The organism is Bradyrhizobium elkanii WSM2783 (assembly GCF_000472865.1).
In the GTDB taxonomy this organism is placed as follows: domain Bacteria; phylum Pseudomonadota; class Alphaproteobacteria; order Rhizobiales; family Xanthobacteraceae; genus Bradyrhizobium; species Bradyrhizobium elkanii_A.
This window is the reverse complement of the sequence record NZ_AXAP01000020.1, coordinates 104,059-115,658: the sequence shown is the minus strand read 5'-3', so window position 1 is coordinate 115,658 and position 11,600 is coordinate 104,059. Positions and strand designations below refer to the sequence as shown.

Here is an 11,600-nt window from a genome sequence, read left to right as displayed (position 1 = left end):
AAACAAAAACGCCGTCTCCGGAAGGAGACGGCGTCTTGTTTTGATCGTGACACGTAAAGAGGAAATTCCATTGTCCTTGGCAGGCCTGGCAGCGACCTACTCTCCCAGGGCTTAAGCCATAGTACCATTGGCGCTGAGGAGTTTAACGGCCGAGTTCGGGATGGGATCGGGTTCATGCTCCTCGCTAGAACCACCAGGCCGGCGAAGGACAAAGGAAAACGAAGCAAGCGATCTCGGTAGCCAGTTTTGGCTACCTTTGCGTCTAGTCTCGATGACTAGCGCTGCTCATTTCATGGACACTGAAAATGAGAGCAATCAAGCCGATCGAACGATTAGTACCGGTAAGCTGCATGCATTACTGCACTTCCACATCCGGCCTATCAACGTGGTCGTCTTCCACGGTTCTCAAGGGAATGCTCGTTTTGAGGTGGGTTTCCCGCTTAGATGCTTTCAGCGGTTATCCCGTCCGTACATAGCTATGCTGCACTGCCGCTGGCGCGACAACAGCTCCACCAGAGGTACGTTCACCCCGGTCCTCTCGTACTAGGGGCAAATCCTCTCAACATTCCAACACCCACGGCAGATAGGGACCGAACTGTCTCACGACGTTCTGAACCCAGCTCACGTACCACTTTAATCGGCGAACAGCCGAACCCTTGGGACCTTCTCCAGCCCCAGGATGTGATGAGCCGACATCGAGGTGCCAAACGACGCCGTCGATATGGACTCTTGGGCGTCATCAGCCTGTTATCCCCGGCGTACCTTTTATCCGTTGAGCGATGGCCCACCCACGCGGGACCACCGGATCACTATGACCGACTTTCGTCTCTGCTCGACTCGTAAGTCTCGCAGTCAGGCAGGCTTATGCCATTATACTCGACGAACGATTTCCGACCGTTCTGAGCCTACCTTCGCACGCCTCCGTTACTCTTTGGGAGGCGACCGCCCCAGTCAAACTGCCCACCATGCACTGTCCCGATCCCCGCTGAGGGGATGCGGTTAGATATCCATAACCATTAGGGTGGTATTTCACATTGCGGCTCCACCCCGGCTGGCGCCGAGGCTTCAAAGCCTACCACCTATTCTACACAAACAGTCACGAATACCAGTGCAAAGCTACAGTAAAGGTGCACGGGGTCTTTCCGTCTGACCGCAGGAACCCCGCATCTTCACGGGGAATTCAATTTCACTGAGCTGACGTTGGAGACAGCGGGGAAGTCATTACGCCATTCGTGCAGGTCGGAACTTACCCGACAAGGAATTTCGCTACCTTAGGACCGTTATAGTTACGGCCGCCGTTTACCGGGGCTTCGATTCAAGGCTTGCACCTCTCCTCTTAACCTTCCGGCACCGGGCAGGCGTCAGACCCTATACGTCATCTTGCGATTTCGCAGAGCCCTGTGTTTTTGTTAAACAGTTGCCACCCCCTGGTCTGTGCCCCCACTGCCCGCTTGCGCGAACAATGGGCCTCCTTATCCCGAAGTTACGGAGGTAAATTGCCGAGTTCCTTCAACGTCATTCTCTCAAGCGCCTTGGTATACTCTACCAGTCCACCTGTGTCGGTTTCGGGTACGGTCTAATGTGGAGGCTATTTCCTGGAACCCCTTCGAGGCCCGACCAATCCAGTAAGGTCGGACAACACACGGGATTCGTCACCATCCACTGGCTGCAGAATATTCACTGCATTCCCATCGACTACGCCTTTCGGCCTCGCCTTAGGGACCGGCTAACCCTGCGAAGATTAACTTTACGCAGGAACCCTTGGACTTTCGGCGACACTGTCTTTCACAGTGTTTGTCGTTACTCATGCCAGCATTCGCACTTCTGATACCTCCAGGCGCTCTCACGAGTCGCCCTTCGCAGGCTTACAGAACGCTCCGCTACCGCGTGCTTGCGCACACCCTAAGCTTCGGCTCGTGGCTTGAGCCCCGTTACATCTTCGGCGCAGAAACCCTTATTTAGACCAGTGAGCTGTTACGCTTTCTTTAAAGGATGGCTGCTTCTAAGCCAACCTCCTGGTTGTTTTGGGATTTCCACATCCTTTCCCACTTAGCCACGAATTAGGGGCCTTAGCTGTAGGTCCGGGTTGTTTCCCTCTCCACGACGGACGTTAGCACCCGCCGTGTGACTCCCGGATAGTACTCTCAGGTATTCGGAGTTTGGTTGGGTTTGGTAAGACGGTAAGTCCCCCTAGCCCATCCAGTGCTCTACCCCCTGAGGTATTCATCCGAGGCGATACCTAAATATCTTTCGCGGAGAACCAGCTATTTCCCAGTTTGATTGGCCTTTCACCCCTAACCACAAGTCATCGGAGCCTTTTTCAACAGGCACCCGTTCGGTCCTCCAGTGAGTGTTACCTCACCTTCAACCTGCTCATGGCTAGATCACTAGGTTTCGGGTCTAATACAACGAACTTGGCGCCCTGTTCAGACTCGCTTTCGCTACGCCTTCGCCTATCGGCTTAAGCTTGCTCGTTAAATTAAGTCGCTGGCCCATAATACAAAAGGTACGACGTCACCCAGAACGCATCTTGGGCTCCGTCTGTTTGTAGGTGTCCGGTTTCAGGTCTATTTCACTCCCCTCGTCGGGGTGCTTTTCACCTTTCCCTCACGGTACTGGTTCACTATCGGTCGCTGAGGAGTACTTAGGCTTGGAGGGTGGTCCCCCCATGTTCAGACAGGATTGCACGTGTCCCGCCTTACTCAAGGATACATCATCGCATTACCCGTACGGGGCTATCACCCTCTAAGGCCCTGCTTTCCTGACAGGTTCCGGTTGTCTTTGATGTATCACTGGCCTGGTCCGCGTTCGCTCGCCACTACTAACGGAGTCTCGATTGATGTCCTTTCCTCCAGGTACTTAGATGTTTCAGTTCCCTGGGTTCGCTTGAAACCTCCTATTTTATTCAGAAGTCTCATACCTTCTCTTGATAACCGGAAATCCAAAACCTCGCGGTTTGATTTCTCGCATTTCTGGTCGAACCCCAAAACACAAGGTGTTTAAACCTCAAGATCTTGGAGTTCCGGCTATCGAAGGTGGGTTTCCCCATTCGGAAATCCGTGGATCAAAGCTTCTTCGCAGCTCCCCACGGCTTATCGCAGCGTAGCACGTCCTTCATCGCCTCTCAGCGCCAAGGCATCCACCGAACACCCTTAAGGCACTTGATTGCTCTCATTATCAATGTCCACACACTCGGCAGAATGTATGCCGCCCAATCGCATTGAGACCGAAATCTCAAAGCGCGCACCCTCGATGAATGCTGCTTGCGCGGCCGGACATTGATTAGAAAGACCAGCTTGCTTCGTAAGATCGAACCAATAGCGAGGCGGTCAAGCTTCGCTAACAGGATCATTTTACAACCCGCTCATCTTGCGATGAACGAGCGCCGAAAATGATCTGGAGATAGTGAATGAGCACCCGCGAATTGCTCCGCAGATCCCAAACTTGGATCGATCTCCTCTTTACGATGTCAGATAACACGCACACCGCGTCCATCCGGACTGCGTGTGCGAATTGATGTTTCGCGGACGACGGTTGAGGCACCGGCGATCAAACCATCTGGTGGAGCCAGACGGGATCGAACCGACGACCTCATGCTTGCAAAGCACGCGCTCTCCCAGCTGAGCTATGGCCCCGTAACCAGAAGACGAATGCCCGCTCGATGAAAGTGGTGGGCCTGGGAAGACTTGAACTTCCGACCTCACGCTTATCAAGCGCGCGCTCTAACCAACTGAGCTACAAGCCCCTAACGCTCATCCTACAAAGGATTAGGAACCCGCTCGCGCGCAACCGGCTTTCGCCGATGCATCGCACAGCGCTCTAGCCCCTGGCGCGTGTTCGTCCGCGAAGAAAGAGAAACGAAGACGGCGAAATCCCGCCAATGGAGCTCAAGCGATCTGGCGATCGATTGGCCCCGAGATGTTTCTAAAACGATCCGATAGTGAGCGTGAGCTCTCTGAAGGACCATCCTTAGAAAGGAGGTGATCCAGCCGCAGGTTCCCCTACGGCTACCTTGTTACGACTTCACCCCAGTCGCTGACCCTACCGTGGCCGGCTGCCCCCTTTCGGTTAGCGCACCGTCTTCAGGTAAAACCAACTCCCATGGTGTGACGGGCGGTGTGTACAAGGCCCGGGAACGTATTCACCGTGGCGTGCTGATCCACGATTACTAGCGATTCCAACTTCATGGGCTCGAGTTGCAGAGCCCAATCCGAACTGAGACGGCTTTTTGAGATTTGCTAGGACTTGCGTCTTCGCTTCCCATTGTCACCGCCATTGTAGCACGTGTGTAGCCCAGCCCGTAAGGGCCATGAGGACTTGACGTCATCCCCACCTTCCTCGCGGCTTATCACCGGCAGTCTCCTTAGAGTGCTCAACTAAATGGTAGCAACTAAGGACGGGGGTTGCGCTCGTTGCGGGACTTAACCCAACATCTCACGACACGAGCTGACGACAGCCATGCAGCACCTGTCTCCGGTCCAGCCGAACTGAAGAACTCCGTCTCTGGAGTCCGCGACCGGGATGTCAAGGGCTGGTAAGGTTCTGCGCGTTGCGTCGAATTAAACCACATGCTCCACCGCTTGTGCGGGCCCCCGTCAATTCCTTTGAGTTTTAATCTTGCGACCGTACTCCCCAGGCGGAATGCTTAAAGCGTTAGCTGCGCCACTAGTGAGTAAACCCACTAACGGCTGGCATTCATCGTTTACGGCGTGGACTACCAGGGTATCTAATCCTGTTTGCTCCCCACGCTTTCGTGCCTCAGCGTCAGTATCGGGCCAGTGAGCCGCCTTCGCCACTGGTGTTCTTGCGAATATCTACGAATTTCACCTCTACACTCGCAGTTCCACTCACCTCTCCCGAACTCAAGATCTTCAGTATCAAAGGCAGTTCTGGAGTTGAGCTCCAGGATTTCACCCCTGACTTAAAGACCCGCCTACGCACCCTTTACGCCCAGTGATTCCGAGCAACGCTAGCCCCCTTCGTATTACCGCGGCTGCTGGCACGAAGTTAGCCGGGGCTTATTCTTGCGGTACCGTCATTATCTTCCCGCACAAAAGAGCTTTACAACCCTAGGGCCTTCATCACTCACGCGGCATGGCTGGATCAGGCTTGCGCCCATTGTCCAATATTCCCCACTGCTGCCTCCCGTAGGAGTTTGGGCCGTGTCTCAGTCCCAATGTGGCTGATCATCCTCTCAGACCAGCTACTGATCGTCGCCTTGGTGAGCCATTACCTCACCAACTAGCTAATCAGACGCGGGCCGATCTTTCGGCGATAAATCTTTCCCCGTAAGGGCTTATCCGGTATTAGCACAAGTTTCCCTGTGTTGTTCCGAACCAAAAGGTACGTTCCCACGCGTTACTCACCCGTCTGCCGCTGACGTATTGCTACGCCCGCTCGACTTGCATGTGTTAAGCCTGCCGCCAGCGTTCGCTCTGAGCCAGGATCAAACTCTCAAGTTGGACTTGAAACTTTGAACCGGCTGATCACAACGTTTGACGAGGTCCACACCAAAATCGCGCAGCGATTCACATCGCTGGCGACCCGACCTCAATCAAGAGGCCATGGTGTAACCTTATTCAAAACGTGTACCGCCGAAGTCTTTCGTCCGGTCCCGATCGGGAAAACCAAGGTTTTCAAAATCGAGACCCGCAAGGACTCCGCCGTCCACGTTTCTCTTTCTTCATCTTCACTTGTCAAACAGCCCGGGACCGGAGAGGTCCCAACCTTCCTGAGAGGAAGGGTTCCGACACCCTTACCGACGATGGATGAACTCCAACCGACTGGTGTCGGCTGTCGTGTCACTCAACAAGGTGAGGAGCATCAAGAGCGTCCATGCTTCCCTTGACATCAAGGCCAAAGAGAGCGCCCGACAAACGGGCAACGCTCAAGAACCCATAGACGCTCACTCACCTGACTTCAAGCAGAAAATAAAGTTTTCACCTCGCTAATCTTCTCTGTCCGCGTACCAGAACAGCAAGCCTCATCTCTGCTTCTCCCACGTCATTCTCGCTCCAGAAGGTCGATGCCCTTGCAGCAAAGAGAGCCGAGGCGAATTCACTCAGAAAAGGCCGGCAGCAGACTGCGTCGATGAGCGAAGATCGCGATTTCCGTTCAGCACTTCCGGAGAGGTGCGGTCCGACCAAAACGACCGCTTCGTGCCAATGGCTGCCGCGCTCCAAGTTGAGGTTTTGGACCCCCGCCCTTCTGTACGATTTAGTACGCTGCAATATTCCACTAGCGAAAACACGTGGAATCCCGACCTCGATCGGGATAAGCCAAGCTCACGACTTTGGTCAGCCCCAGCGAGCAAGAGGAAGCGAGAACAGCACTATCGTGTGCGCTAAACTATGGGGATAGCCGCCGGCAGCACTACTCCCACTCAATCGTTCCCGGGGGCTTGCTGGTCACGTCGTACACCACGCGGTTGACGCCCTTCACCTCGTTGATGATGCGCGTCGCCGTCGCCCCGAGGAAGCTCATGTCGAACTGGTAGAAGTCCGCCGTCATGCCGTCGGTCGACGTCACCGCGCGCAGGCCCACGACGTATTCGTACGTACGCCCGTCGCCCATCACGCCGACGGTCTTCACCGGCAGCAGCACCGCGAAGGCCTGCCAGATCGCATCGTAGAGGCCGGCTTTGCGGATCTGGTCGATGTAGACGGCATCAGCCTGGCGGAGGATGTCGAGCTTTTCGCGTGTGATGTCGCCGGGGCAGCGGATGGCGAGGCCGGGGCCCGGGAATGGGTGGCGGCCGACGAAGGCTTCGGGCAGGCCAAGCTCGCGGCCGAGCACGCGGACTTCGTCCTTGAACAGTTCGCGCAGCGGCTCGACCAGCTTCATGTTCATGCGTTCGGGCAGGCCGCCGACATTGTGGTGCGACTTGATCGTCACCGAGGGGCCGCCGGTGAAGGAGACGCTTTCGATCACATCAGGATAGAGCGTGCCCTGCGCGAGGAATTCGGCGCCGCCGATCTTCTTCGCCTCCGCCTCGAACACGTCGATGAAGAGGCGGCCGATGGTCTTGCGCTTCTGTTCGGGGTCGGTGACCCCTTGGAGCTCGCCAAGGAATTGCTTTGACGCATCAACGTGAACCAGCGGGATGTTGTAGTGATGGCGGAACAAGTCGACGACGGTCTCGGCCTCGTTCAGCCGGAGCAAGCCATGGTCGACGAAGACGCAGGTGAGCTGGTCGCCGATCGCTTCATGGATCAACACAGCCGCGACCGCGGAATCGACGCCGCCGGAGAGGCCGCAGATCACCCTGCCCTTGCCGACCTGGGCGCGGATCTTCTCGATCGCCTCGTCGCGGAAGGCGCGCATGGTCCAGTCGCCGGTGAGGCCTGCGACCTTGCGGACGAAATTGCGAAGGAGCCTTGCGCCGTCGGGCGTGTGCACCACCTCGGGGTGGAACATCAGGCCGTAATACTTCCGCTTCTCGTCCTGGATCACCGCGAACGGCGCGTTGGCCGAGATGCCGGCGACGGTGAAGCCCGGCGGCATTTTGGTGATGCGGTCGCCATGGCTCATCCAAACCTGGTGGCGCTCGCCCATCGACCAGGTGTCGTCGAACAATTTGCTCGCGGTCTTCACTTCCAGATCGGCGCGGCCGAATTCGCGATGATGCCCGCCCTCGACCTCGCCGCCGAGCTGGGCGGCCATGGTCATCTGGCCGTAGCAGATGCCGAGCACGGGGACGCCGGAATCGAAGATTGCCTGCGGCGCGCGCGGCGAGCCCTCCTCATGCACCGATTCCGGGCCGCCGGAGAGGATCACCGCCTTGGGCTTCATCTCGTTGAAGGCGGCCTCGGCCTTCTGGAACGGCACGATCTCGGAATAGACGCCCTCCTCGCGGACGCGGCGGGCGATCAATTGCGTCACCTGACTGCCGAAATCGACAATCAGAATCTTGTCATGCGCCGAGGCCACTGATGGCGTCGACGGCGAGCGGTCGGGCTTGGCGGCTGTCATGGACAGCAGATACGCGACGGGGGGCGGCGCCGCAACCCTTCGCATGCCGTCATGGCCGGGCCTGTCCCGGCCATCCACGCCCTTTTGCATGCGTGGACGGGAAGACGTGGATGCCCGGGACAAGCCCGGGCATGACGAGCGTCCGCGGTCAGCCCTTCCGGACCAAAACCGAGACGAAGAAGCCGTCGGTTCCGGTGCGGCGGGGGGTCATCAGCCAGCCCTCGGGCGACGGCAGGGCCGCGGCGGCGAAGGCTTCGGCCTTGTCCCAGAGGACGCTGGCGGCCTGCTCGGGCGGGATGATCGAGAAATCCGGATGGCTGGCGAGGAAGGCTGCGACCTGCTCGCCGTTCTCGGCCGGCAGCACCGAGCAGGTGATGTAGGCGATCCGCCCGCCCGCCTTCACCAGTGGCGCCGCGCGCGCGAGCACCTCGGCCTGGTCCTTGAGCCGCACCTCCAGCGCGCCGGGGCGCATCCGCCATTTGGCATCCGGATTGCGCCGCCAGGTGCCGGTGCCGGTGCAGGGCGCGTCAATCACGACGAGATCGGCGGAGGCCTTGATGTCTGACAGCGGATCGCTGTCGCCGCGGGGCGTGCGGACCTCGCAATTGTGGACGCCGGCGCGCGACAGGCGCTCGTGGATCGGCGCGAGCTGGCGCTTGTCGCGGTCGGTCGCGATCAGCCGGCCCTTGCCCTGCATCATCGCCGCCAGCGCCAAGGTCTTGCCGCCGGCGCCGGCGCAGAGATCGATCACCTGCTCGCCGGGCTTTGCTGAAGAGAACAGCGCCGCTAACTGCGAGCCTTCGTCCTGCACCTCGATGCCGCCCTTGACGAAATCCTCCTCGGCATGGATGCCGACATTGCGGGCATCGGCGCCGAGCTCGATGCGCAGGCCAAGCGGCGACCACGGCGTTGCCTTGGCGCCGAGATGCTTCAGCCGCGGCAGCATCTTGTCGCGGCTCGTCTTCAGCGTGTTGACGCGCAGATCAAGCGGGGCGCGGCTCGCCATCGCGGTGGCTTCCGCCACGCGGTCATCGCCGAACACTTTTGCCAGGTATGGATCGAGCCATTCCGGATAATCGCCGGCGATGTGCGCCGGCGCGCCGGCAAGCGAACGCGAGGCGAGCGCGCTGCGCTCGCTATCGGTGAGCGGCGACGGCGCGAAGCGGCCGCCGTCGCAGAGTGCGGCGATGGCATCGACATCCATGCCGCGCTCGAGATGGAGCATGCCGAGCACGCGGGCGCGGGCGCTGTCGTCATCCATCAGGTAAGCGCTGGAGGACTGCCGACGCAGCACGTCCCAGATCAGGCCGCTTATCGCGGCGCGGTCGCCGGAGCCGGCGTAGCGGTGCGCGGTGCCCCACTCCTTCAAGGCTTTCGCCGCCGGCACGCGCTCGGCGTCGATGGTGTCGATCAATTCAATGGCGGCGGACAGACGCGCGGCGGGGGTCATCAAGAACTTTCAGATCAGGAGCAGGAGTTTCAAGGCGAAATAGAGCCACATCGCAAACAGCACCAGCGCGCTTGCGAGCCAAGCCGTCGAGCGGGGCGCGGAATCGCTTGATATGACGAAGATGCCGGCATGGGCAAAGCGCGTCACCACGAACACCCAGGCCAGCAGCACGATGACAAGATCGGCACGGCGCAGCGGCAGCGCAAGTGCGATCAGGAGATAGAACAGGACCGGCAATTCGAACTGGTCGCGGTAGCAATCGGCAAGCTGCTTTGCCCGGTTCGGCTCGCCACTGGCCGGCGCGCCGCGCCGCGTTCGCATCATGCCGAACAGAAGCGCGAAGGTAAGGCCGACCAGCACGAAGACCGGCAGCAGAACCATTTGAACCGACATGGGATTCATACCCCGTTTAAAACGCAAGCGATAGCTGATGGCGAACGCTTGCGCTACTGACAACGTGACACCGTCATCATTCCGACTTCGGCCCGATCTAACATCGTTGCAAAAGGAAGGTTGCATGTCCGAATTTCGTCTGACCCAGATTTCCGACACCCACCTCGCCCGCAGCCGGCCGACGCTGATCGCCAACTTCGAGGCGGTCGCCGAGCATATCGACGCGACGCGGCCAGACCTCGTGCTCAACAGCGGCGATGTCGCCTTCGATGGGCCGAACAGCCGCAGCGATCTCGAATTCGCGAAGTCACTGCATGCGGCGCTGCCGGTCGATTGCCGCTATCTGCCCGGCAATCACGACATCGGCGACAACCCGACCGCGGTCGGCACGCCGCCGACAGAGCCGGCGACGGAGGAGAATTGCGATGCGTTCCGCGCCACCGTCGGCGCAGATCGCTGGTGCTTCGAGGCCGCAGGCTGGCGCTTCATCGGGCTGAATTCGCTGATCATGAATACGGGGCTCGATAGCGAAGCCGAGCAATTCGACTGGCTCGCTTCACAGCTTGGCAACGTGAACGGCAAGCCGGTGGCGCTGTTCCTGCACAAGCCGCTGTTCCTGAATCTGCCTGATGACGCCGAACTGGCGGAAACCGCGATCCGCTATGTCCCGCAGCCGGCGCGCCGCCGCCTGATCGAGATGTTTGGCGCAGTCGACTGGCGCCTGGTCGGCAGCGGCCATGTGCATCAGCGGCGCGATTTCACCTTTGGACGTGTCCGCCACATCTGGGCGCCGTCGGTCGGCTTCATGATTCCCGACCACATGCAGGACGTGATCGGGATCAAGGAAACCGGGATTGTCGAATACCGCTTCCGGCCGGGCAGTTTCGAGGTTCGCCACATCAGGGCGAAAGGCCAGGTCGATATCAGCCTCGACGCGCTGCTCGCAGAGATGGCGGCGGATTAGGCCGACGCGTTAAGTCTGCGCCGTATCCTTCTGATCCTGCTGGATGACTGTCGTTCAGATCCTGCTGGATCACTGTCAGCAGGGCCTGCAGCGAGTCCGCGCTGGAGCGCGGCGCGGGCGGCGGCAGCAGCGGACCTATTCCGAACGGTTCGGACTCGGGCTCAGCCTCGACGAATTTGCCGTGCAAAACATCAGCGCGGCGGCCGATGACCCACATGGCCATCGCATAGCCGGCCGCCAGCAAAATGACACAGAAAATGCCGATTTCAAACATGACTACACCTGAAAATAATGTGATGATTCAATGTGTTGCATGCACAGTCAAGCAAAGGTACCGCTCGCCGGAATCATTTGGTTAACGCTGTGACCTTTGGGGTACGCCGGGCCCCCTGCCGAGGCTTGCGACACTTCTGCGCCGGCATGAAAAAGTCCGCCGCGTTGGCGCGGCGGACTGGAGTTGCTTCCAGATTTCTCAGAGGTCAGTAGCCGTAACCCGGCGCCGCGTAAGGCGAGCCGTAGTACGCAGGCGGCGGGGAATTATCCCAGGGTGCGGTGGCGAATGCACCGACGCGCGGCCCCGGATAGTAGGCCGGCCCGCTACGGTAATACGGGGCGGCCAGGTCGGGATCCATCACGGCGGGTCACTGCACGTAGCGCTCGCGGGCGGCCACGGGGTTTGCCAACGTCGCCGTCGCAATCAGTGCTGCTGATAGGACTGCCAGTCTTCTCATTAGCTGCTCCATTCCGATGCGAGGAACCTATGGTGTTCGGCTTCCCGGCATCTTGGCTTGCTGGTTGCGCATGATCCCCGCGCGGGAACGC

The 11,600-nt window shown here is 59.2% G+C and carries 5 protein-coding genes, 2 tRNA genes and 3 rRNA genes; 2 read left to right on the top strand and 8 right to left on the bottom strand.

Going from position 1 to position 11,600, the window contains the following annotated elements:
* Positions 1 to 83: 83 nt before the first annotated feature.
* From rrf to YY7_RS0119315, 8 genes are all read right to left on the bottom strand, one after another.
* Positions 84 to 198, bottom strand: a 5S ribosomal RNA gene (gene rrf / locus YY7_RS0119350).
* Positions 199 to 311: 113 nt separating this feature from the next.
* Positions 312 to 3,167, bottom strand: a 23S ribosomal RNA gene (locus tag YY7_RS0119345).
* Between the two features lie 392 nt (positions 3,168 to 3,559).
* Positions 3,560 to 3,635: transfer RNA gene (locus YY7_RS0119340), tRNA-Ala, on the bottom strand.
* Positions 3,636 to 3,668: 33 nt separating this feature from the next.
* Positions 3,669 to 3,745, bottom strand: a tRNA-Ile gene (locus YY7_RS0119335).
* Between the two features lie 228 nt (positions 3,746 to 3,973).
* Positions 3,974 to 5,462: ribosomal RNA gene (locus YY7_RS0119330) — 16S ribosomal RNA — on the bottom strand.
* Together the 16S, 23S and 5S rRNA genes with 2 tRNA genes alongside form the textbook arrangement of a ribosomal RNA operon.
* A gap of 910 nt (positions 5,463 to 6,372) precedes the next feature.
* Positions 6,373 to 7,971, bottom strand: coding sequence for a glutamine-hydrolyzing GMP synthase (gene guaA, locus YY7_RS0119325; protein ID WP_028164654.1), 1,599 nt, complete (start codon positions 7,969 to 7,971; stop codon positions 6,373 to 6,375).
* Positions 7,972 to 8,119: 148 nt separating this feature from the next.
* Positions 8,120 to 9,421, bottom strand: coding sequence for an RsmB/NOP family class I SAM-dependent RNA methyltransferase (locus tag YY7_RS0119320; protein WP_028164653.1), 1,302 nt, complete (start codon positions 9,419 to 9,421; stop codon positions 8,120 to 8,122).
* A 9-nt stretch (positions 9,422 to 9,430) separates the two neighbouring features.
* Positions 9,431 to 9,814 carry an MAPEG family protein gene (locus YY7_RS0119315; protein WP_028164652.1) on the bottom strand — a complete coding sequence of 128 codons (384 nt, stop codon included), beginning with the start codon at positions 9,812 to 9,814 and terminating at the stop codon, positions 9,431 to 9,433.
* Between the two features lie 124 nt (positions 9,815 to 9,938).
* On the opposite strand from YY7_RS0119315, the gene YY7_RS0119310 reads away from it, so the two are divergent.
* Together YY7_RS0119310 and YY7_RS64765 are read left to right on the top strand one after the other, a co-directional pair.
* Entirely contained in the window at positions 9,939 to 10,778 is an 840-nt protein-coding gene (locus YY7_RS0119310) for a metallophosphoesterase family protein (protein ID WP_028164651.1), read from the top strand.
* A 43-nt stretch (positions 10,779 to 10,821) separates the two neighbouring features.
* On the top strand, positions 10,822 to 11,064 hold the full coding sequence (locus YY7_RS64765) for a hypothetical protein (RefSeq protein ID WP_028164650.1): 243 nt from the start codon (positions 10,822 to 10,824) through the stop codon (positions 11,062 to 11,064).
* Positions 11,065 to 11,600 lie beyond the last annotated feature (536 nt).